The sequence below is a fragment of the Saccharibacillus brassicae genome (assembly GCF_006542275.1).
In the GTDB taxonomy this organism is placed as follows: domain Bacteria; phylum Bacillota; class Bacilli; order Paenibacillales; family Paenibacillaceae; genus Saccharibacillus; species Saccharibacillus brassicae.
Genome location: NZ_CP041217.1, coordinates 1,914,432 through 1,938,656, shown reverse-complemented (window position 1 = coordinate 1,938,656; position 24,225 = coordinate 1,914,432). Strand labels below are relative to the sequence as shown.

Here is a 24,225-nt window from a genome sequence, read left to right as displayed (position 1 = left end):
AGGGAAAGGGGAACAGGCTCCGATGAGACGTTTCCGCGAAGAAAAAGGCTCGGCGCTCGTAATGGTCATGTTCATGATGCTGATCCTGACGCTGCTGGGCGTAGCGGTACTGAGCGCGACCGTCGGCGGGGCAAGACGCACGCTGACCCGGGAGAATGATATCCAAAGCTTGCAGCTGACGCAAAAAACGCTGGACGAGTCGGTGGCGTACATCGCGGCCAACCTGGACGGCAAACAGATCAAAGCGGATATGCTGGGCTCGACTCTGCAGAGCGTCGTGAACAGCATTCCGGCCCTTGCCGCAGGGGGAGAGTCGGCCGAGTCGGAAAACGGAGTCAAGACCGAAGTGGCTCTGGCTTCGACGCAGCTGATCTCCGCCAAGCCGCAAGCGGATTTCGGCGGCAGCACGGTCAAAGGCAGCACTTCCTATACGGTGACCCTGATCGCCAAGAGCGACGTGAACGGAGTCGACCGCGTGCTGAGACAGAAAGTGCGCGTCAGCGTGTATCCGGACTTTCTGAATTATGCGTTCGGTTCCGAAGAAGATCTGATTCTTAACGGTTCGCCGCAGATCAAAGGCAATATCTATGCAGGTAAAACGCTCCGCGTCAGCAACGTGGCGAATTATGCCTATAACGCTCAAAGTTTGCAGAAGCAAAGTCTGTTCCCGAAAATGGAAGAACGGGACGGCGGCGTGAAGCCGTTGGCGTTTATCCAGTCGCTGGACCAGTTCAACCTGTCCGAGAACAACTACCCGGCAAGGCAGGTTAATCGCGGAGCAGACGGCGCCGCTCTGAGCGGAGAGCTGACGAAAGCGAACGTGCTCAAAGCGCTGGGCATCGATCTGAGCCAGGTGCGCGTTCGCAAAAGCGAGCAGTTCGTCCGGGTAGACGTCAATCAATCGTTCAAGGACAAATTCGCGCAGGCGTTCAATCTGGGCGATGCCGCGGTTCCGGAAGATAACGCGGCCATGTCCGCTTATTTGAAAAGTTACCCGAATGCGCTGCGCATGCCGACCGAGCCGATCAAGCCGATCCGGCCGGTGAATCCGGCTTCGACCGACCCGCAGACGCAGAAGAAGTACGAGCAGCAGCTGGACGAATACGAAAAAGCGTACACGCAGTACATCAAGTTTGATCTCCCGAAGTACGAGAAAGCGCTCAGAGACCTGGCGACCACCCTTACGAATATGCAAGGTACGGTCGTCTTCGACGGCGATCTCAACGTGGACGGAGAATGGCTGAGAGGCTTGATCCAGACCAGACGGGACCCTTCTTCCTGGTTGATCGTGAACGGCAGCCTGACGATCAACAATACGATCGACAAGGCGCCGCTTAATCTGTACGGCAGCGTTCTCGTGACGGGTTCCGTGAATTTGCAGGGCCATATCAACGTGGACTCCACACTGTTCACGCTGGGCAGCACGAAGATTCAGGATGCGACCATTACCGGAGCCGACGGCAGCAAAGAAATCGTGCTCATCTCCAAAGGGCCGATCCTGCTCAACCGGGTCGATGCTTTCACCCCGGCCGCTGTCGCCCAAACGCTGCGCGGGTTTTTCTACACCGACGCAACGGCCGAACTGTACGGAGTAGGCTCGAATTTCGATCTGCAGGGCGGATTTTTCGCCAAAGGCAATCTGACCGTGAATGCCGTCGTCGGCAATTCGACGGAAGACGCAAGCCGTCAAATGATCAATTTCGACGATCAGGCTTACGGCAAAGCGAGCCGCTTCAAAGTCAATTACAACGACGGCGTGTTCGAGCACCAGGGATTGGCGCTGCCGCGGGTCGATCAGGTCAGCGTGAAGGCCGAGAAGATCGAATTGATTCAAGAGTCCGAGATCACTGCGCCTTAGCCTTAGAGCGGCCGCTTTGCGGCTTGGTCACCAAAGGCGGAAAACTTCCGCAAGCAGCAAGAAGCCCCTACCTGTACAGGTAGGGGCTTCTTTTTCATACACGGGATAAGGACAAGGCCGAACGGTCAGCCGCCGCGGTTCAAGCGAACCTGCGGGCGGCGCCGTGCGAGCAAATCCAGTGAATCGAGCGTATCAAACGTATCAGTAGCGGTCGCCGTCGGTCGGCGCATTCGGATCGACCGCTTTGGCGACGATGACCCGGGTCGAAGTGGTAATGGCTTCGGAATTCGGCGTTCTTTTGTAAGAAACGGTGACCAGGACTTCCTGACCTTCCAGCAGGCCGGTAACGAGCCCGTTCTTGTCCACGCTGACCGCGGATGGGTTTGCCGTCGTCCAGACCAGCTGGCTTTGAATATCCTGCAGCGGAATGGAGATCGGGTTGATCATCAGCGGTCCGCGGCTGATCAGGTCGAACGGCATGCCTTGTTCGACTTTGACCGTCGGAGGCAGCAGGAGCGCCGTCACGACCGGCTTGATCGTGACCGGACGGGTCACGGTGAAGTCTCCGGCCGGCGTAGTGAGCACGGCCGTTACGTTGACCTTGCCCGCGGTCGAGCCGGTCAGGGCGGCGGTACTGCCCGAGCTTGTGCCCGACGGAGCGGCACTCGTTCCGAACTGGGCATACGGATTGGTGCCGGGACCGGAGTTCGGGATGTTCGCTACCGACCATTTGACCGGAGCGAGGCTGCCCGGGTAATTGGCCGGCAGCAGGGAAGCGCTCATGTTGATCGAATCGCCGACGTAGACCGTATCCGGCCCTGTCATGGCGAAGTCCAGTACCCAAATCGTCTTGGTGACGGTGCGTTCAACCGGGTTGTCTCCGGCCGTGCGTACCGTGACGCTGACCGTAACCGGACCCGGCGCGACGCCCTGCAGAGAGGCCGTCTTCGAAGGAACCGGGCTGCCCGGCGTCAGCACCGCATTGCCTTGTCCGTCGGTGACGGTCCAGGAGATGCTGCCGATATTGGCGGTAGCCGGCAGAATCACCGTGCTGAGGTCGATCGTGCCGCCTTTTTTGACCGTATCCGGTCCGTTGATCACGACGCTGTCGAGGTTGTCGATGACGGTGATGTCTTTGAACGCGACCAGAGGCCGGCTCGTATTCGTTCTCGTGTTCGTAATGGTTGCGGTCGCTTCCAGACGGATCGTGCCGCTTTTGACGCCGGTCAAGTGGAGCGAGGTCGGATCGACCTGTTGACCCAAAGTGACGTTGGCCACGTTGGAGCTGATCACGCGCCACTGCACGCCGTCGATACGCAGGTTGGACGCATTGACTACGGCTTTGAGATCGCGGATCGTCTGTCCGACGTTGACGGACGAACTGCCTTCGATCGTCAATGCCGGCGCTTCGACCGTAATGGTCGCCGTGCCTACGATGCCGCTGCCGTCGGAAGCCGCTGCCGTGATACGGGCGGTGCCCGGCTGCAGGCCGGTGACGCTAAGGCTGGACGATTTGCCGTTGTTCGTGCCGTTCGGATACGAGATCTTCACGGCAGGGTCCGGACTGGACCAGGTGAGCAGCGGCGCCGGATTCGTCGTGCCGTCCGTCATGACGACGTTCGGGACGAGAACCGTCGAGTCGCCGACCCAGATCGATTGATCCGGCAGAGCGATACTTCTCGTCTTGACGATGGCGTTGAAGGTCACGTCCGGGAACTGGATCGTGCGATTTTCGCCCGGCGTCGAAGCGGCGGACGGAGCCGCTCCCCCGAACGTGCCGCTGCCGATCGACGTCCAACCGGTCGTCTTGTAACTGCCGGCTACGATCGTGCCGGAGATATCGCCGCCGTTGAAGTTTACTGTCGCCTGCGGAGCGAGCAGCGTGCCTCTCAAGCCGACCGAAGTCAGCGTGACCGAACCGGTGCCCACATAGTTGACGATCACTTTGTCGGCTGTGGCGCCAATCAGGTCGAACCCGCCCGAGAACGTGACGTTTCCTCCGACGACGTTCAATATGGCCGTGGAACCGGCAGGCACTTGAATCTTGAGGTTATTCAGGTTCGGAAGCTGGGAGCCGTCCACTTTGAATACGTTGACCGCAGGATCGGTTCCCTTGAACACGATGCCGCTCTGGTCGGAAGCATCCCGCGCCCCGTTTGCGGTCAGGGCGCCGTACGTGTTGGACAGATTTGTCAGCTGCTGCTTGACGGCTTCGAAATCCGAGACGCCTTTGGCGTTGGTCGCATTCTTCTGCGTGTCGAACTGCGACTTGACGGCGGCCGGCGTGGAAGCGGTGACGTAAGGGCTCGTGAAATTCGACGTGCCTCCGTAGACGACGCTGCCTCCATTCATTCCGCCGCCGGTCAACGCGAAGTTGCCTGCCGTGCGGAAGTTCAGGCCGTTATCCACGTAATAATTGTTCAGGGTCAGGTTGCCGCCGGCCCATACGGAAGAATTGCTCAAACCGTTGTTGCCGTTCAGGTTCACATTGCCGCCGGCGAGGATCGTCGTGTTGCTGATCCCGAAGCCGGTCGAAGTGAAAGCTCCTCCGGACAAAATCGGTCCTTTGCTGATCGATCCGCCGTTGATCGTCAGGTCGCCCTTGGTCGCTACGGTAGGGAACGCCGCGTCATAACCCGGCAGTCCTTCGCCGATGCTGAAATTGCTCAACGCCGCGGGGCCGCTGAACAAGGCGCGTCCTTGCATCGAGCCTCCGGTAATCGTGGTCGTGTCCGGACCGAGCGTGATGAGACTGTAGCCGTTCATCAGGGAAATCGTGCCGGCCCCCGCTGCGGCATTGTCGGCCGCGTGCACGTCCTCGTAAGACAAACGGGCCTGGTTCAGGTTATAGGTCGCTTTTGCCGTCGGAATCGTATTCAGATGGAACGAGAATAGGCTGCCGGCGTTCGGCACGTACGAGCTGCCGTTCAGCGTATACGTGATTTTGTCGAACGTCTTGCTCAGCGTATAGCCGGCGGCGAGCGTGCCGGTCTTGGTCATGCCCGGCGGCAGGGCGCCCGAGATCTCAAGGCCGGCCGGAAGTTTCTCCGTATACGCGACGTTCGAAATCTCCAGCGTTTGCAGGCCGTTCTCGCCGGTGCGGATATCCGCGGCCGGTATCGACTGCGGCGTCACTTTGTACGTCATGCCGACCGTGCTGCCCGTCAGGAATTCGTAGTTGGCCGGGATCGTGTCCAGCGTGCGTTCCGTCAGCAGATTCGCCGATACTTTTTGCAAAGTCAGGTCGATCGTTTTGACGGCGGTCGCACCCTGCTTGTCGCGGGCCTTGATTTCGATCTGAACCGTTCCCTGCTGCAGCAGCAGCGGATTTTTGAACTTCTCGATGATGACCGAACCTTTCGGCACGTTTTTCTCCGCGATATTCATGCTGTCCACGTACTGTCCGTTGACTTTGAAGCGAACGGAAGAGTAGACGGTAGGGTCCTGCAGGTCAAGGTCGTCCACCTGGTAGCTGAATACCAAATCTTTCAAATAAGAAGGTTTGGTCGTTTCCGCCGCCGTCGGCGAAATGACGGTGACGCTCGGCGCGTGGTTCGAACCGATAAAGGCGCGGAACATCGTGTTAACGAACAATTTTTGCTCCCATTCCGGGAAGTTCGTATTCGTATGGCCCGTGCCGGAGTACGTGACGTTGCCTTTGGAATACGTGTAGTAGTGGTCGTAGCTGTCGTCGCTGTCGCGCTTGTAGTTGGCGGCGTCCGCGTCTTCGCTCACGATGTTGTACCACGGAACGATGTTCGGGTCTTCGAGATCCAGCATGTAGTATTGGTCGTGCGTGCGCGCGATTTGTCCGACGTAACCGTTCGTATTGCCCGGCTTGAGCGAAAGGTCGAACGGGAATTGGGTCAGCAAGCCGCTGTTGACGATTTTGGTACGGGTGGACGGGTTGGGCGCTCCCAGACCCATATTCGTGTACGCGCCGGTCTGGCCGGTCGTTTTCTGGAAATTTTTGATCCAGGGATTGGAGGCGCTGCCGATCATCGTATCGTGCGTGAACATGACGGCCTGGCCGGTATTGATAAAAGCATTGACGCCCGCCGCGGCCGCGTCGGTCAGGGAGCCGGACGTCTGCGTGTTGTAGTTGTCGACGAACCCGAACATGACCATGTCGTACTTGCCGTTCAGGTTGGCGTAGGAGTTCGCATTGCTCGCCATGTTGAATTCGTTGAACAGAACCGGCGTGATCTGGATATCGTAATCGTTTGTCCGCAGATACGACGGATTCATGTTGTTGGTTCTCAGCATGCTGCTGTTATCGTTGTTCGGCATAACCTGCAGCACGCGGATAACGGTCTGCTTGTCGCGTACCCGGAAAGCTCCTTCCGCGTAATCGCTCAGGCCGTTCGCCGTCAGTTCCAGTTTCCAATAGATCGGACCCGAATAAGTCTGCGGCAGTTTGTACGTCAGCGTGCCGCTGCGGGAAGAGAGCGTGGAGCTGGCGACGACGTTTTCTTCCGACAGCGGAAGCACCTTGTCGACGCTGGCATACAGCTTGGCATTCACGGGCGTGTTGAAATCCCGGACATTGTTGGCATTGAACGTAAAGCTCAGCGTGTTGCCGGTCGTATAGACCGTCGTCGAACCGGCAAGGAAGTCGGCCGGCTTGGAGACGATTTCGACGTGGGGCCGCTGCTTGTACAGCGCGCTGCCGCTTTTGATATTCGCCGCAACGGTGCTGACCAGGTTCGAATCCGACACGAACAGCGTATTGCTCGCACGGCTCGCGGCGCTGGCATACTTATTGTAGAGAGCGTACAGGTTGCCGCGCGGACTCTGACCGGCGATCGAGGTGTGGAAAATAACCGGCAGGCCTTTGAGGATGTACTCGGCCTCGATTTCGCCCGCTTTGAGCTTGGTGATGTCGTTCATGATCGCGGTGGTGTTGTGGGCGGCCCGCTGCTCGTTGGAAGGGCCGGTGGTGAAAGTCTGTGCCTGCGTCGTGCTGTACGAGCCTTTGCCGAAGTAGATGGCGTCGTACTTGCCTTCCAATTCGGTGCGCATCGCGACGAACGTCTTCATGCGCATCGTGTCGACCGTAACGTTGGCCGTTCCGGCCAAAGCGTCATTCAGCGCGTAAGTTCCGTTGTCGACGATCTCAAGAATCTTGATCTGGTAAGGCGGCTCCGTATCGGCCAACGCTTTCCACATGCCGAAAGGCACGCTTACCGCGACGATCGCCAACACGAGAGCCAAAATACCCACGTACTTTTTCTTCACTAAAATTCCTCCTCGGATCGCCGGTTCGTAATAAAATCGGGTGATCATGCACTTCGCTTGCTTATCGTTCCGTGTACCTATGAAAACCTGGAACAGGGAGTGTTTGTCTAAGTAAATTGTCAAAATCGAAACGCTGTGGTATATAATCATTTTAGGTCATAAGACTTAGGTTCACAACACTATTTACACACTCCGCCTGTATAAATCGCGTGAAATTATATTTTTTCGAATATTTTCGATTTTTTTCTGAAATCCTCTAAAAAAGCCCTCCCGATTCTACGATATAAAGAAAGACGCTTCGGTCGATGGTCCCTGTTTTTATAAACCGTATGGCTTATGCGCTTGTAGATCCCTATTCTTTTTTCGGTTGGAAACGGCAAAGTTTGAATCTCAAATTTCAATAAATATGCGGAGATGAAGCGGGAATGGCAATCATTAAGAAAAGGCTCGGCGATTTGCTCGTCGAGAACGGCATTATTTCCGAAGAGCAGCTGCAGCAGGCACTCGTCGAGCAGCGGGAGACCAAGCGCAAGCTCGGCGACCATCTGATCGCGCAGGGCACGATCACGGAGCAGCAGCTGATCGAAGTGCTGGAGTTCCAGCTCGGGATTCCCCATGTCAGCCTGTTCAAATACCAGATCGACCCGGCCATCACGCAGATCATTCCGGAGAGCATGGCCAAGCGCTATCAGGTACTGCCATTTATGAAAGAAGGCGGCAAGCTGATGGTCGCCATGGCCGATCCGCTCGATTACTTCGCGATCGAAGACCTGCGCATGAGCACGGGCTTCCGGATCGAGCCGGCCATCTGTACGCGGGACGAGCTGCAGCGGGCGATCGCCCGGCATTACGGCCTGCGCGATTCGATGAACCAGATGATGGGCGAACTGCCGAGCGCGGAAGAGATCGAAGAGACCGAGATTACCGACGAGGATTCGCCGATCGTCAAGCTGGTCAACCAGATGATCCAGCAGGCCGCCCAACTGCGCGCTTCCGACATTCACGTCGATCCGGGCGAGAACAATCTGGCGATCCGCTACCGGATCGACGGCTCGCTGCGGACCGAACGGATGATTCCGAAGCAGATGCAGGGCTTTATCACGGCGCGCCTGAAGATCATGGCCAAGCTGAACATCGCCGAGCGGCGCCTGCCGCAGGACGGAAGGATCAAGATGCAGGTCGATTACCGCATGATCGATATCCGGGTATCGTCGCTCCCGACGGTGCACGGCGAGAAGATCGTACTTCGTCTGCTCGACCTGACGACCGGCGTGCAGTCGATGGACAAGCTCGGCTTCGACGACCGCAACTCTACCGTGTTCAAGGAAATGATCGAACGCCCGTACGGCATCATGCTGCTTACCGGTCCGACCGGCAGCGGCAAGACGACGACGCTCTATTCCGCGCTGAACCATCTCAATACCGAAGAAGCGAACATCATTACCGTCGAAGACCCGGTCGAGTACCAGATCGAAGGCATCAATCAGGTTCACGTGAACCCGGCCATCGGCCTGACGTTCGCGGCTGGCCTGCGCTCCATTCTCCGTCAGGATCCGAATATCGTCATGGTCGGGGAGATCCGGGATACGGAGACGGCCGAGATCGCGGTTCGCGCTTCGCTGACAGGCCACCTGGTGCTGTCGACGCTGCATACGAACGACGCGGTCAGCAGCGTAACGCGTCTGCGCGACATGGGCATCGAGCCGTACCTGATCGCTTCGTCGCTGATCGGCGTCGTCGCCCAGCGGCTGGTCAGGAAAATATGCCCGGAATGCAAAGCGGAGTACACGCCTTCGGAACAGGAGAAAATTCTCATGCACAGTCACGGGATTTTCGCCGATAAGCTATATAAAGGAAGAGGATGCGGCAACTGCAGCACGACCGGCTACCGAGGCCGGGTCGCGATCCACGAAGTGCTGCCGATGAGCGACGCGCTGCGCCGCCTCGTCAACGAATCGGGTACCATCGAAGACATGCGCAACGTGGCCAAGCGCGAAGGCATGAAGTCGCTGCTCGAAGACGGCTTCCGCAAAGTCGGCATGGGCATCACGACGCTTCAGGAAGTCATGAAAGAAACGGTAGCCCACTAAACGCAAGGGCTTCCGACGAACGGCGGAGGAGCTGCAGAAGATGAACGAACACAACCGGACAATCGAAGAGCTGCTGCGCGAGATGCACGCCAGAGGATCGTCGGACCTGCATATCGCGGTCGGCGCGCCACCGAGCGTACGCATCCACGGTTCGCTGATGCCGCTGGCCGGCGAACCGGTCAGTCCGGCGGAAGCGGAACGAATGGCGGCCGACCTGCTCGGCGAAGAACGCGCCCTTCGCTTCCGGACCGAAGGCGAACTCGACTTCGCCTATGCCCTGCCGGGCGCGGACCGGTTCCGGATCAACGTCTACCGGCAAAAAGGCCATGCGGCGATCTCGGCCCGTTCCATTCCGGAACGCATTCCGACGATGGAGCAGCTCGGCCTTCCCGGGGCGCTGGCTTTGCTGGCGCACCGGCCGCAGGGACTGATTCTCGTCACCGGCCCGACCGGCAGCGGCAAGTCTTCGACGCTCGCAGCCATGATTCACGACATCAATACGAAGACCAGCAAGCATATCGTTACGCTGGAAGATCCGATCGAATTCATGCACGACCATCGCAAATCGCTCGTCCATCAGCGCGAAGTCGGACTGGATACGGCAAGCTTCGCGGACGGCCTGCGGGCCGCGCTCCGGCAGGACCCGGACGTAATCCTGGTCGGCGAAATGCGGGATCTGGAGACGATCTCGGCGGCGATTACGGCCGCGGAGACGGGCCATCTGGTGCTGGCGACGCTGCATACGACGGACGCGCCGAAGACGATCGACCGGATCATCGACGCTTTCCCGGGCCACCAGCAGCCGCAGGTGCGCACCCAGCTCGCTTCGGTCCTGACCGCCGTCATCTCGCAGCGCCTGCTGCCGAACCGCGGCGGGCAGGGGCGGACCTGCGCGACGGAAGTGCTGATCAATACGCCGGCCGTCGCCAACCTGATCCGCTCGGAGAAGATCCACCAGATCCGCAGCGTCATGCAGACCGGCAAAGCGCACGGCATGCACACGCTGGAGATGAATATCCGCGAGCATTTGCAGCGCGGACAGGTTGATCCGGCGGCCGCCAAAGAGTACATGACGGAGGTGACCGCCTGATGGCGCAGTTCGAATATCAGGTGCGAACCGGCAGCGGCAAGCGGCTCAAAGGCAAGATGAACGCGAGCGACAAAGCCGCCGCCATGGAAGAACTCCGCAAACGCGGATTGAAAGTCTTCTCGCTCGTCGAGAAGAACAATACGGTCTTGTCCAAAGAAATCTATATCGGCAATCCGGTCAAGTCGATCCATTTCATCATCTACTGCCGCCAGTTCGCCACGCTGATGCGCGCCGGCATCACCATCGTGGACGCGACGACGATCCTGGCCGGACAGACCGAGAGCAAAGCGCTCAAAAGCGCCTTGATCCAGGTCTCGTCGAGCCTGCTCAAAGGCATTCCGTTCTCGCAGGCCGTGCAGGAACACCGCAAAATCTTTCCGTCTCTGTTCGTGAGCATGGTGCGGGCGGGGGAAGAGACGGGGGACCTCGAAGGCACGCTGGATCGCCTGGCGATGTTCTTCGAGAAGCAGCACTCGACCCGGGAAAAAGTGAAGTCGGCGCTGACTTACCCGGCGACGGTCGCCGTCTTGGCGATCGTATCCACGGTGTATCTGCTGTGGGCGATCGTGCCGCAGTTCATCACGATGTTCGATTCGTTCGACGCGGAACTGCCGGCGATCACGATTGCGGTTCTGGCGCTCAGCAACAGCATCCAGCATTACTGGTACTTATGGGGGCTCGCGATCCTGATTCTTATCGCCGCTTTCTTCGTGGCCAAGCGTACCGAACAGGGCGCGTACTGGATCGATTACATGAAGCTCAAAGTTCCGGTGTTCGGCAAGCTGAATCAGAAAAGCTCGATCGCGCAGTTCACCCGTACGTTCTCTTCATTATATGCAAGCGCCGTGCCCGTCCTGCAGTCGCTGACGATCGTCGAAGACGTCGCCGGCAACCGGGTCATCGGCCAGGTTATCCGCAGCGCCGGCGATTCGCTCCGTCAGGGACGTTCGCTCTCGGGGCCGTTGGAAAAATCGTGGGTCTTCCCGCCGCTCGTCACGCAGATGATCGCGATCGGCGAAGAGACCGGAGCATTGGGGGACATGCTCGCCAAAGTCGCCGATTTCTACGAGATGGACGTGGACAACACGGTCGATCGGTTGAAATCGCTGCTGGAACCGCTGCTGATCGTGTTTCTGGCGGCGGTAGTCGGAACGATCATGGCCGCGATCATGCTGCCGATGTTTACGTTATACAGCAGTTTTTAAAAAAAGCACGCGGCTCTTCATGAAGCGCTATGCCCAGAGTTCGGTATAGATATGTGGAGCGCCGCGAAATCGGCTTTCGCAGACGCGGAAGTCGAAAGGCAAGACCCGGTAAAATCCGGAAAATAAAACCACGGGAGTGACACAAGATGAACGAAGCAGCAGGAATGGTCAATGAAGTAGAAGTCAAGAAAGCCGGCAAATCGAAGTTCATGCAAAGCGTACTGAGAAAAATGGGCAAAGAAGAAAAAGGCTTCACCCTGATCGAGCTCTTGGCCGTACTGGTTATCATCGCGATCATCGCGGTTATCGCGATTCCTCTGATCGGTAACATCATCAACAAGTCGAGAGACAACGGCGACTTGAGCACGGCGAGCCAAGTTTACAACGCTGCTAGAATGTACGTTATCGATACGAAAAACGGAGATTTCCAAAAGGCTGCTACAGTAACTCTGAAAGAAATGGTTGATGGAAAGTACATTGAAAAAGACATTGTACTGCCAAGTTCCAAAGCAGCGCTGGTTGAAGGAACTCAAGTTACTTTTGATAAAACTGGAGCCTTGACAGAAGTTATTTTGAATGATGGTGAAAAATATACATTTACTGCTAAAGAAGTATTGAGTGCTACCAAAACACCGGCTAAAACTCCTTAATAAATAATGATTATTATCTAAGTTTAGAGCATAGAACAAACCGGAAAAACCCACCCGTTTTTCCGGTTTCTCTTTATCTCTTGAACTTTTATCTTATCCGAAAATTGGAGGGCAACAGCGATTGGAACAACCTTTTGGACTGGAGCGCCTTACTCCAACGTACCTTACCTGATGACTATTTTTATCGCCATCTACGTCACCGTCGTGGGCCTGTTATTCGGCTCTTTTTTCAATGTCGTCGGCCTTCGGGTTCCTGTAGGGGAGTCCGTCGTGCATCCGCCGTCGCGCTGCGGGAACTGCGGTACGCGTCTGGGCGCCAAAGACATGGTTCCGGTATTCAGCTATATGTTTTCAAAAGGTAAATGCAGGCACTGCGGGATCAAATTCTCGCCGATCTACCCGCTGTTCGAAGCGGCGACCGGAATCCTTTTCCTCTGGATGTTTCTGCGCTTCGGCCTGACGGGGGCAGCCGGGCTCGGTCTCGTGCTGGTCAGCCTGTGCGTGATCGTCACGGTGGCGGATTTGAAATACATGCTCATTCCGAACAAAGTGCTGCTCTTTTTCGCGCCGATCCTGATCGTGCTGCGCCTGGCGTTCATGGACGCGCCGTGGTGGCATTACGGATTGGGCGGCCTGTTCGGCGGCGGGCTGATCCTGTTGATCGTGCTGCTGACCCAAGGCGGCATGGGCATGGGGGACGTCAAGCTGTTCGCGCTGTGCGGATTCGTGCTCGGGATCGGGCCGGCCGTGCTCGCGTTCATGCTGGCCTGCGCGCTGGGCACGATCGTGGGCGTACTTCTGATTTCTTTTAAAATCGTGCAGCGCCGTCAGCCCGTTCCGTTCGGACCGTGGCTTGCGCTGGGCACGCTGATCGCTTATCTCTACGGAACGCAGATTATCGGCGGATATTTCTCGCTGATCGGTTAGGAGGACACACCAGGCATGCTGGGACTCGGAAGCAAAAAAGCGGGACTTACGATCGAACAGACCGGGGTCCGCTTCATCCAACTCAAAAACAACAAAACCTGGGAGATCGAACAGCAGAGCTTTTTGCCGCTCGAACCCGGAACCATTATCGAAAACCAGATCGCCGACGAGGAAAAGCTGCGTACGCAGATTCGGGATTGGGTCGAGCAGGAGGGCCTCAAAGGCAGCCGGGTCGCGCTGTCGGTGCCGCCTTCGCAGGTCATTATCCGCAAAATGAACATCTCCGCCGTCAATCCGAAGCAGGTGGAACAGCTGGTCGCGCTCGAAGTCGAGACCGGGCTGCATCTGCCGTTCGAAGAACCGGTGTACGATTTCATCCCGATCGGCCGCGAGAAGATTACGCAGGAAGACGGGATCGAAGAAGAAGTGACGCGGGTGCTCGTATTTGCGGCGCCGAGCCGGCTGATCAACGAATATATCGGCATTTTGGACGAAGCGGGCGTCAAGACGGACAGCGTGGAAGTGTCGGCGACGGCGCTTGCCCGGATGACCGGAATCGCGCAGAACAAGCCTTTTGCCGATACGATGCTCGTGCATCTGGAACATTCGCAAATGGACGTCTACATGTTCCGCGAAGGCAATCCGGTGTTCATGCGCACGATCAACCTGCTCGACCTGGCCGACGAAGCGCCGATGTTCCAATCCGAGTCCTACCTGGCCCAAAAAGCCGCGCTCGGGGAAGACAGCCTGTCGACCGAGCAGATCGTGGAAATTACAGCCGAAATCTCGCGTATGCTCAACTTCTACCAATACAGCCTGCATGACGGCGCCGCGCGGATCAACGAGCTGGTCGTCACCGGCCCGGAAGCGATTCGCCGGCAGCTCGTGAACGAACTGCGGCTTGCGCTGGCGGAGATCGATATTCAGGAACTGCAGCTGGAAGCCGTGCCCGGCAAAAGCGAAGATTCGTCGCTCAACCTGTACCGCGTCGCGGTCGGGGCCGCGCTGCGGGACGACAAGAACAGCCTGATCGACCTGCTGCCGCGGGAAGACCGCGACGTGAAGGTGCTGCCGTATGCGCTCGTTGCGCTGCTGCTGATCTGGGTGCTGGCGGCAGGAGGCGTGACGGTCACTTATCTGGCTCAAAAAAGCGAACTGGCCGACCGGACCGCGCAGGTCGCGTCGCTTCAGTCGGACAGCCAGGTCAAGCAGCTCGAATTGGCCGGCCTGCAAGGAGGCGGAGGCTCTCCGGCCGCGCTGATCCTGCAGCTGGAAGCCGCGCGCATGGACGCGACGGCGGTATTGGAGCAGTTGGACGCCCAGCTTCCGAAGCGCGGCGTCATCCGCGACATCTCCTATTCGCAAAGCAGCACGATCGACCTGACGGTCGACGTGGGCAAGATCGAAGACGCCGCGGCTTATCTGGCCCGGTTGAAGCGTCTCGATTTCGTCTCGAACGCCACGATTGCCAGCCTCGCGGAAGAAGGCGACACGGGGAACGGAAGCACGGCAGGCGCGACCGGCTTGTACGCGGCCGTGTACAGCGTGTCCCTGCAGGGGATGCAGGCCGCTGCTGCGCAGAACGGAGCGGACGCGGCCGCCGACTCGACGCGGTCGATCGGCAACGCGATCGCGCCGGGTGCGGCGTCTTCGGATCTTACGACACAGGAGGAAAGCGTCAATGATGGAACGAATCCATAATAACCGTCAGGCGCTCATACTGGGCGTCGCCGTGCTGTTCATGCTACTGCTGGTGCCTTACATGCTCATGATTCGCCCGCAGTCGGAAGAGATCGCCGCAACCGACGGCGAGATTGTCCGGCTCCAGCAGGAGAACGGGATTTACCAGCGCAAAATCGACGAGCTGACGACCGAAGGAACGAGCGAGCTGAGCGAGGAAGAGATCGCGCGCCGGCTGCCGGCCGATCCGAATCAGGAGCAGATCGTAAACGATCTCTACAACGTGGGACTGGCTACAAGCGTGCGCCTGTCCGACGCCACGTTCGCGAACGAAAACACGGCGGGCGGCGATCAGGCGGCGGCGAGCGCAGCCGAACCGGCTTCCGGCCAGGTGCGTTCGATCTACGTGACCGCCAATATTCAGGGCAGTTACGCCGCCATCAAGGCGTGGATGAGCGCGATTCAGGACCTGCCGCGTCTGACGTCCGTGGAACAATTCACGCTGAACAAGCCTTACGACTTCAACGGCGCGCTGCTTGAAGCGACCGTAACGTTCACGGCCAGCTATGTGCCGCAGTCGGCTCCGGCCGATGCGGCCGCGGGGACAGACCCGGCCGGCGCAGCGGCGGACGGAAGCGGCACGGCTGCTCCGTAACGGGGCGTCTTCGGCGAAGTGGACGCGGCCGGGGAGCATCGGTTATACTGGGTGTGCGCGTGCGCGCCGGACTATATGCCCGGCGGGTCGTTGAACGCACCGCGCGGCGTTCGTTCGGAAATCGTAGGCTCCCGGTCGGCGCATCGGGTTCATCATAGTCGGAATCAAGGAATCAAGGCCGGAACGAGTCTTTTCGGCCCGGGGAAGTCCCCCGTAAGCTTCGGAGCCGCTTGCTAGCGTGCCCGAAGCTTTTTTGCAAGAGGTCGCAATAAGAAAAACCTCCCCCTTCGCTTTGTGCAGGATGGGAAGACCGGCTCTCTACTCATATGGATACAAATTTGTTACAATGAACTACATAGAGGAGAGTTGAACGGGCACGAACGGTTAAGCAGCGACGTTCGGGCTTGAATAGATACAGGGCCGCGGCACGTCCGGCGGCACCGGGGAACGAGAGGCGCGCGGGGGACGCGAATGCGCCTTGAGCTTCAAATCCAAATTCGGGAAGTGATACCGTGATCGACATGCAGGATGTGTGGAAGACATATCCGAACGGAACCCACGCGCTTCAAGGGGTTTCGCTCCAGATCGACCGCAGCGAATTCGTCTACGTCGTCGGCCCTTCGGGCGCCGGCAAATCGACGTTCATGAAGCTGATCTACAGGGAAGAAGTGCCGACCAAGGGACAGATTTCCGTGAACGGATTCAACCTCGGCAAGCTCAAGCAGCGCAATATTCCGCTGCTGCGCCGGAATATCGGGGTTATTTTCCAGGATTATCGTCTGCTGCCGAAACTGACCGCTTACGAAAACGTCGCCTTCGCGATGGAAGTCATCGAGGCGCCGAGAAAGATCATGAAGAAAAGAGTCATGGAAGTGCTCGACCTGGTCGGGCTGAAGAGCAAAGCGAATCGCGAACCGGCGCATCTGTCCGGCGGCGAGCAGCAGCGCGTGGCGATCGCCCGTGCGATCGTCAACAACCCTTCGGTCATCGTCGCGGACGAGCCGACCGGCAACCTCGACCCGGAGACGTCGTGGGGCATCATGCAGCTGCTCGACGAGATCAATTTCCGCGGCACGACGATCGTCATGGCGACCCACAACAAGGAGATCGTCAACACGATGCGCAAGCGGGTCTTGGCGATCGAGAACGGGCACGTCGTGCGCGACCAGCTGAGGGGAGAATACGGTTATGAATTTTAATACCCTTCTGCGGCACTTTCGCGAGGGCACGAAAAACGTATTCCGCAACGGCTGGATGTCGGTCGCTTCGATGCTGTCCATCATCGTGTCGCTGGCTCTGCTCGGCGTCGCCCTGCTGCTCGTCCTGAACCTGGACCGGGCCGCCGACGCGGCCGACAAGCAGGTCGAGATCAGCGTCTACCTCAATTTGGATATTCAGCAGGCCGAACGCGAAGTGATCGAGCAGGAGATTCGCAGCATGCCCGAAGTGCAGCAGCTGACGTTCATTTCCAAGGAAGAAGGACTTGAGACGATGCGCGAAAGACTCGGCGACGCCATGGTCAAAGGCTACGAGGAGACGGGAACGAACCCGCTTCCGGATACGCTTCAGGTGCAGGTCGTCGAAGCGACGACGGTGCCGTTCGTGGCGGACAAGATTATGGCGCTGAACGCGGCGCATACGGACGAGCCGATTTACGAAGTCGATTACGGAAAAGGCACGGCGGAACAGCTGTTCAAATGGACGCAGACCATCCGCATCGTCGGACTGGTGCTCGTCATCGGGCTCGGCGCCATGGCCATGTTCCTGATCGCGAACACGATCAAGGTCACGATCATCGCCCGCCGCAGGGAGATCGCGATCATGAAGCTGGTCGGCGCGACCAACCGCTTCATCCGCTGGCCGTTCTTTATCGAGGGCGTGCTCGTCGGCATGACGGGTTCGGCGCTGACCCTGGTCATTTTGCTGTACGGCTACTATCGGGTGGAGCTTGCCGCGGCAGGCTGGGCGCAGACCCTGTTCACCCTCATTCCGCTGCAGGAAATCTGGCTCTGGTTCAGCCTGCTGATCCTACTGCTCGGATTCCTGATCGGAGCTTGGGGCAGCACCATTTCGATCCGTAAATTTTTGAAGGTCTGACGCGACGACGCCCGCAACAATAATTCGGAATAAAGGATGGGAAACCGCTTTGAAAAAAACAGCTTCGGTATTGGCCGGCCTTTTGTTGGCCGCAGCGATCGTTCAGCCCGCCAGCCTCCATGCCGCTTCCGCTCCTTCGACAGACAAGATCGATCGCCAGCTTCAAGAGCTGCAGCAGAAGGAAAAGAAAGCGCAGGCCCAGAAAAAATCGGCGGAATCCAACAAAAAGAAAGCCGAGCATTACAAAAATAAAACGGCGGAGTACCTGGAGCAGGTGCTGGCGAATATCGAAGCGGTAGGCAGCAAGCTGACCCAGGTTACCGTGGAGCTGTCGGAGACCGAAATGCAGCTGGAGCAGACCGAACAAGATCTCGAAGCCGCCAAGAAGCGCATCGCGGAGCGCGAAGGGCTGCTCGATACCCGCGTTCGTATGATGTACACCGACGGCGCCGTTTCTTATCTCGACGTATTGATGGCTTCGGCCGATTTCGGCGATTTCCTCGGCCGGGCCGATTCGATCAAGCGGATCATCGGCCAGGACAACACGATCCTAGAAGACCACAAGCGCGATCAGCAGATCGTGATCGAGAAGCAGGCGGATCTGGAGACGCAGCATGCCAAGCAGAAGACGCTGCTCGCCGAAGTGGAAGCCCACAAAAAAGAGCTCGACTCCAAAGAGCAGGAAAAGCGCGAGCTGATCGCCAAGTACGAGCTGGACATCGAAGAAGCCGGCGAGATCAGCCAGGAGCAGGATTCCATGCTGGTCGAGTTCGCGACGAAGCGTTCCGATCTGGAACGCGAGAAGCGCGAGATCGAAGAAGCGCGCCGCAGAGCGGCGGCAGAAGCGGCGCTGCGCGTCGCGCAGGAGAAAGCGCGTCAGGCTGCGGCGGCCCAGCAGGCCGAAGAACAGCGTCTGGCCGAAGCGGAAGCCGCCAAAGCGCAGGCTGAAGTGCAGGCGGCGCAGTCTCCGTCTTCGAGCGACTATTCGTACAACGCGGAGAGCACTCCGGCGCCCGAAGCGACGCCGGATACCGGTTCGACGGCCGCGCCCGGCAGCGGCTTGATGCTGACGCCGGTCGATCATTACCGGATGTCGTCGGGCTTCGGCACGCGCGTGCACCCGATCACGGGCAAAATCAAGAAGCATACGGGCGTCGATATGGCCGCTCCGCAGGGCACCGACATCCATGCCGCCGAAGGCGGCGTCGTCACGGTAGCCCAGTGGTGGAACGGTTACGGCAACACCGTCGTAATCGACCACGGCAACGGCATCTGGACGCTGTACGGCCATATTCGCGACGGCGGCGTCATGGTCTCGTCGGGCCAGACGGTGCAGCGCGGACAGAAGATCGCCGAGATCGGCTCGACCGGCAATTCGACCGGTCCCCACCTGCATTTCGAAGTGCGCGAAAACGGCGAACCGGTCAATCCCGGCCCTTACCTGGGCTGGTAAGTTCCACTAACGGAAGATTTCAGGCTTTCAAGGTCCCGCCCGGCGCTTTTTCGGGGCGGGTCTTGCGCTTCATATTCGGAACGTAAACTTAGGATATTTCCAAGGAGGCTTGCACCATGGTGAAAAAACGGACAGCGGTTCTGTTGGTCATTCTGGCAATGATCATCGGAGGGGGAGCGATGCTGGCCTTGACGAATTATCCGATCTTCGCAAGCAGCGGAGCGAGTTCAAGTGCAAGCGCAAGTACCGGACTGAGCCGGGTCGACATGAACAAGCTCAATGCGGCGGTCAAGCTGATCGAAGACAACTATTACAAGGAAGTGGATCACGAGAAGCTCGTGACGGGCGCGATCAACGGCATCGTCGGCTCGCTCGAAGATCCGTATTCCGCTTATATGCCGGCCGAACAGGCGAGCGAGTTCAACGAGTCGATCCAGGGTTCGTTTACCGGAATCGGCGCGGAAGTGGAACTGAAGAACGAACAGGTGACGGTCATCTCCCCGATCAAGGGATCGCCGGCTGAAAAAGCGGGCGTGCAGGCCAAAGACGTCCTGCTGTCGGTCGACGGCGAATCGCTGGCGGGGCTTGACCTGCAGACGGCCGTATCCAAAATTCGCGGTCCCAAAGGCAGCAAAGTGACGGTCATGATCAAGCGTCCGGGCACGCAGGACCCGATCAAGTTCGAGATTACCCGCTCGGATATCAAGCTGGAGACCGTGAACGCGCGGATGGAAGACGGCGGCATCGGCATTATCGAAGTGACGCAGTTCTCGACCAACACGGGCGAACGGTTCAAGGAAGAACTGTCCAAGCTTGAGCAAAAAGGCATGGAAGGGCTCGTGATCGATCTGCGCAGCAATCCGGGCGGCCTGCTCGACGTCGTCGTCGACATGTCCAAGGAATTCGTGCCGAAAGGCAGCATCATCGTGCAGGAAGAAGAACGCGGCGTGGCGCGCAAAGTGTTCCGTTCGTCGGGCACGGCAAAGCTCAAAGATTACCCGGTCACGGTCTTGATCAACGGCGGCAGCGCAAGCGCGTCGGAGATCATGGCGGGCGCGCTTCAAGAATCCGCGGGAGCCAAGCTGCTCGGGGAGAACTCGTTCGGCAAAGGCACCGTGCAGACGAGCGTTCCGAACGAACTCGGCAAAGGCACGCTGCTCAAACTGACCATCGCCAAATGGCTGACGCCGGATGCCGAATGGATTCACGAAAAAGGAATCAAACCGGACGAGAAAGTCAGCCAGCCGGACTATTTCACCGTCGCTCCGATCAACAAGGAGAAGACATGGAAATCCGACATGAACAACGAAAGCATCAAAAGCGCGCAGGTCATGCTGAGCGGACTCGGCTATGACACCAAGCGCAAAGACGGATATTTCGATGCCGAAACGAAGAAACAGGTTCAAGCGTTCCAACAAGCGCAAAAGATGACGGTCAGCGGCATGATCGACGAAAAAACGGCGGTCGCTCTCGAAGCGGCCACGCTTGAAGCGATTACCGATCCGGCCAACGATACCCAGTTGAATCGGGCGATCAAGGAATTGAAGCAGGGAACGCTCGCTCCGGCGTCGAACTCCTAAACTTAGCGGTTTGAACGAAAAGAAGGCGCGAGCCTTCTTTTTTTAGAAGCGGGACGAAAAGGAGAAACCGATGAACGCATACCTGGAAATCATCCTGTCGGCACTGCTGGAACTTGTGATTCAGCCTTTCTATTGGGCGGGGCTTTTGATCCTGCTGTTATATTATCGTCGTCAGGGGCTGCTGGAGCGCAAGCTGTTTCATATCCGGCTGCACGGATACGGCGGCTTTGCGGCGCGTGCGCTGCTCGGCGGATTATGCGCCGGCGCGGCCGTGTCGCTGGTGCTGGCCGGGCTCGGCTTTACGTTGACGCCGCAGGGCGCGACCGCCGTATGGGTCACGGCCCTGATCCTGCTCGCGATCCGCGTCCGCTTCGCGAACTTCGCGTATGCGGTCGGCGCGCTCGGCGCGCTGCAGTTTGTGCTGGGCCTTGTTCCCGGGCTGCCGCAGGGCGGCTTCTGGGGCACGGCGTTCGCGGCCGTCGAAGGGCTGAACGTGCCCGCGCTGCTCGTGCTGGCCGCCCTGCTGCATCTGGCGGAGAGCGGATTGATCGCCTGGCAGGGCAAGTCGTTTGCCCTGCCGACCTACATACCGGGCAAGCGCGGCCGTCCGGTCGGGGCTTACGTCCTGCGCATGCTGTGGCTTGCGCCGACGCTGCTGCTCGTGCCGTCGGAGAACGGCCCGATCGGCACCCTGCCGTGGCAGCCGCCGCTGAACGGCTGGCTGGGCCTGCCGGAGGCGGCCGGCTACACGCTGCTGGCGCTGCCGGTCATGTTCGGCATGGCGGAAGCGACGTGGACGCTGCTGCCGGAGCGCAAAGCCGCCCGCGCGGCGCGGCGCGGGCTTATGTTCGGCGCGGCGCTGCTGGCGCTTGCGTTCGGCGCCGTCTTCTGGCCGCCGATGACGCTGATCGCGGCTGTCGCGGGCATCGCCCTGCGCGAAGCGCTGCTGCGCGACGGCGTCCGCGAAGAAGACGGCCAGCAGGCGATGTACGCGCACGAAGGCCGCGGACTCAAGGTCCTGGCCGTCCAGCCCGGCAGTCCGGCCGAGGACATGGGCATCCTGCCGGGCGAGACGCTGCTCAAAGTCAACGGCAGCCCGGTCTTCACCGAGCAGCAGATGCACGAAGCGCTGCGCATGAACTCGGCGTTTTGCAAGCTGCAGGTGGAGAACCGCCGCGGAGACAGCAAGTTTCTCCAGCGCCCGATCTATGCGGGCGACCATCACCAGCTGGGGTTCGTGTTCGCGCCGGACGACGCTTCGCTGTCCGAACAGCCGTACCGGCCGCTGTCGCTGCCGGGCCTGTGGAGCGTGCACGCCGAGCAGGGCCGCGCCGGCGCGGCGCCCGCCCTTCTGCCGCCGGCCCCGGCTGCCGCCGATAACGGCGCCCGGTCGATAAGCGGTCCGGAAGGCGAGACGTCCGGGCAGGCTGCCGCGGACCCGGCGGATGAAGCTGCGGACGTATCGGCCGCTTCTTCGAAAGCCGATTGAATCCGGCGGTGCCTCATGACACGGATATAGGTTCGATCCACACAAGACGGAATTCCCCGCTGCGGGAATTCCGTCTTTTTTTGCTGTATTCGGCAGAGTAACGGATTATAACTGACATGATCCTTTCGGCCTATGTATGAATAGGTCAAATGTATCCGCTTACGCAGAAAAAGTCACAAAAAAGGGTGTTTTATTCATAAAAACCATGCACAGAATTTACGGGAAGCTGATAGAATGAAGAAAATTGAGCAACAGAGAGACTTTCAGACTAGTTGAGGAAGCGGTGAACGAAATGCGAAACTTCAAGGTTCAAACTAAAATTTTGGCGCTTACCCTGCTGTCGGGAATCATGCTGCTGGTTGTCGGGTACACCGGTTTTTCCGCAATGAAGACGATGGCCGAAAAATCGGAAAACATGTATCGGAACAACGTGCTGTCGCTGAACTCGATCGGACAGGTCAGCTCCAATAACAGCGCGATCGAAGCTTACGTCATGGAGATGATTTTGAACGAGGATTATACGGCGAACCAAAATTTGTCGATGAGCATCAGCGATCGCACGGCGCGCAACGCGATGGCGTACGCGGCGCTGGAAGAGACGGCGCTGAGTCCGAACGCCAAAGCGCTGTACGATACCTATAACGGACTGACGCCGGAGTATTTCAACGTCCGTTCGCGGATCGTCGATCTGGCATCGCGCAATCAGGGCGAAGAAGCGTACCGGTTGTTCCAGGCGGAACTGCAGCCGATCCGCGAGGAGGTCAACCGGACCGTCAACCAGCTGAACTCGCAGCTGCTCAGAGAAGCGCAGGGCAACAATGCCGCTTCGCTGGAAGCGGCCCAGAGCTCGACGCTGCTGATCCTCGTCTGCATCGCCGTGGGCGTGCTACTGGTCGCGGGCGGCGGGCTGCTGATCGCCCGCCTCGTCGCGCGTCCGCTGCGCGGCATGCAGAAGATGATGGAACAAGCCGAGAGCGGAGATCTCAGCGTGCAGGGCACGTATTTGTTCCGCGACGAGATCGGACAGGTGACGCTGTCGTTCAACCGGATGATCGACGGGCTGCGCGACATGGTCCGCCGGATCGACGAGAGTGCCGTTACGCTGTCCGCTTCTTCGCAGCAGCTTACGGCGGGCGCGGAACAGACGACCGGAGCGGCCGAGCATATCGCGACTTCTTCGGCGGCACTGACGGACGGCTTCGAGACGCAGGCCAAATCGATCGCCGGCGTCAGCGGCTTCGTGGACGAGATGGAGAACCATATGCGTCTGCTGGACCAAAACGGCAAAGGCATCGCCAATTCTGTCCGGTTGGCCAACGAAGCGGCCGAACTCGGCAGCGAGGAAGTGCGCAGGACGATCGGCCGTATGAACGAGATCGAGCGCAGCGTGACGCAGGCGCTTGAAGTCGTGACCGGACTTCGCCGCCGCTCCGAAGAGATCGGCGCAGCCGCCGGACTGATCGATCAGGTCGCGCGCCAGACTAATCTGCTGTCGCTCAACGCTTCGATCGAAGCGGCAAGAGCCGGAGAAGCCGGCCGGGGCTTTGCCGTCGTCGCCCAGGAGATCCGCAAACTGGCGGAAAGCTCGGCCGAATCGACGCGCACGATCAGCGAGATCATCGCGGCGATTCAGACAGAATCGGAAGCGGCCGTCGACTCGTTGAACGAAGGCGCGCAGCGGGTGAAGCTCGGCGTGGAGAGCGGCCGGGAGATCTCGGAAGTGTTCGGCCGAATCCGCGGTTCGGTCTCGGGTGTGGCCCAGGAGACCGGCCAAGCGAGCGAATTGATCGATACGCTGCTCGAGCAGACAACGCAGGTAGCCGACGCGATGCGCGAAGTCAGCTCGATTGCCCAGCAGGGAGCCGCCGGCATCGAAGAAGTCAGCGCCGCCGGCGAAGAGCAGCTGTCCACGATGGAAGAAGTGCAGGGTTCGGCGAAGTTCCTCTCGCAGCTGGCGGAAGAGCTGCAGGGCACGCTTGCCCGCTTCAAGCTGGACCAGGCGGAAGTTTCCGCCGCTTCGCCTGCCGAAGCCGCCGAAGCGCAGCGGCTGGAGCGCGAAACGTTCGGCGCGCAGGCGGAGCCGGCCGACGATGCCGGCACGCGCGAGCCGAACGCCCCGGCCGCCAACTGGAATCCGGTCGCTTGACCGCGCTCGGCCCGCCGATTGCCCGGTCTATCCATGCCTAAGCGCCCCGCTCAAAAAGCCCGACATC

Annotated in this window: 15 protein-coding genes; 14 read left to right on the top strand and 1 reads right to left on the bottom strand. The window is 59.2% G+C overall.

Going from position 1 to position 24,225, the window contains the following annotated elements:
* Positions 1-22: 22 nt before the first annotated feature.
* Entirely contained in the window at positions 23-1,858 is a 1,836-nt protein-coding gene (locus tag FFV09_RS08160; RefSeq protein WP_141447370.1) for a hypothetical protein, read from the top strand.
* 201 nt (positions 1,859-2,059) lie between these two features.
* On the opposite strand, the gene FFV09_RS08155 is transcribed toward FFV09_RS08160, so the two are convergent.
* Positions 2,060-7,096, bottom strand: a complete 5,037-nt coding sequence (locus FFV09_RS08155) for a choice-of-anchor A family protein (protein ID WP_170314965.1) — start codon at positions 7,094-7,096, stop codon at positions 2,060-2,062.
* 425 nt (positions 7,097-7,521) lie between these two features.
* On the opposite strand from FFV09_RS08155, the gene FFV09_RS08150 reads away from it, so the two are divergent.
* From FFV09_RS08150 to FFV09_RS08090, 13 genes are all read left to right on the top strand, one after another.
* Positions 7,522-9,186: a GspE/PulE family protein gene (locus FFV09_RS08150; protein WP_141447368.1), complete on the top strand. Its 1,665-nt coding sequence runs from the start codon at positions 7,522-7,524 to the stop codon at positions 9,184-9,186.
* 40 nt (positions 9,187-9,226) lie between these two features.
* Positions 9,227-10,276, top strand: a complete 1,050-nt coding sequence (locus FFV09_RS08145) for a type IV pilus twitching motility protein PilT (RefSeq protein ID WP_141447367.1) — start codon at positions 9,227-9,229, stop codon at positions 10,274-10,276.
* Complete coding sequence (locus FFV09_RS08140) at positions 10,276-11,481, top strand: type II secretion system F family protein (protein ID WP_141447366.1); 1,206 nt, start codon at positions 10,276-10,278, stop codon at positions 11,479-11,481. Before FFV09_RS08145 ends, FFV09_RS08140 begins: the two co-directional genes overlap by 1 nt.
* 146 nt (positions 11,482-11,627) lie before the next feature.
* Positions 11,628-12,131 (top strand): prepilin-type N-terminal cleavage/methylation domain-containing protein, encoded by a 504-nt coding sequence (locus FFV09_RS08135; protein ID WP_141447365.1) that lies wholly within the window; start codon positions 11,628-11,630, stop codon positions 12,129-12,131.
* A gap of 171 nt (positions 12,132-12,302) precedes the next feature.
* Positions 12,303-13,058 (top strand): prepilin peptidase, encoded by a 756-nt coding sequence (locus FFV09_RS08130; RefSeq protein WP_141447364.1) that lies wholly within the window; start codon positions 12,303-12,305, stop codon positions 13,056-13,058.
* Positions 13,059-13,073: 15 nt separating this feature from the next.
* On the top strand, positions 13,074-14,759 hold the full coding sequence (gene pilM, locus FFV09_RS08125; RefSeq protein WP_141447363.1) for a pilus assembly protein PilM: 1,686 nt from the start codon (positions 13,074-13,076) through the stop codon (positions 14,757-14,759).
* Positions 14,740-15,393, top strand: coding sequence for a hypothetical protein (locus tag FFV09_RS08120; RefSeq protein WP_141447362.1), 654 nt, complete (start codon positions 14,740-14,742; stop codon positions 15,391-15,393). Before pilM ends, FFV09_RS08120 begins: the two co-directional genes overlap by 20 nt.
* Positions 15,394-15,905: 512 nt before the next feature.
* Complete coding sequence (gene ftsE, locus FFV09_RS08115) at positions 15,906-16,592, top strand: cell division ATP-binding protein FtsE (protein ID WP_141447361.1); 687 nt, start codon at positions 15,906-15,908, stop codon at positions 16,590-16,592.
* The gene (gene ftsX / locus FFV09_RS08110; protein WP_141447360.1) at positions 16,582-17,490 is read left to right on the top strand and encodes a permease-like cell division protein FtsX; all 909 of its coding nucleotides are present in this window, start codon (positions 16,582-16,584) and stop codon (positions 17,488-17,490) included. Before ftsE ends, ftsX begins: the two co-directional genes overlap by 11 nt.
* Positions 17,491-17,539: 49 nt before the next feature.
* The gene (locus FFV09_RS08105) at positions 17,540-18,943 is read left to right on the top strand and encodes a murein hydrolase activator EnvC family protein (RefSeq protein WP_141447359.1); all 1,404 of its coding nucleotides are present in this window, start codon (positions 17,540-17,542) and stop codon (positions 18,941-18,943) included.
* 116 nt (positions 18,944-19,059) lie between these two features.
* A complete protein-coding gene (locus tag FFV09_RS08100) occupies positions 19,060-20,523 on the top strand; it encodes a S41 family peptidase (protein ID WP_141447358.1) in 1,464 nt (487 codons plus the stop codon).
* A gap of 70 nt (positions 20,524-20,593) precedes the next feature.
* Positions 20,594-22,012 (top strand): PDZ domain-containing protein, encoded by a 1,419-nt coding sequence (locus tag FFV09_RS08095; protein ID WP_141447357.1) that lies wholly within the window; start codon positions 20,594-20,596, stop codon positions 22,010-22,012.
* Between the two features lie 292 nt (positions 22,013-22,304).
* On the top strand, positions 22,305-24,158 hold the full coding sequence (locus FFV09_RS08090; RefSeq protein ID WP_141447356.1) for a methyl-accepting chemotaxis protein: 1,854 nt from the start codon (positions 22,305-22,307) through the stop codon (positions 24,156-24,158).
* Positions 24,159-24,225 lie beyond the last annotated feature (67 nt).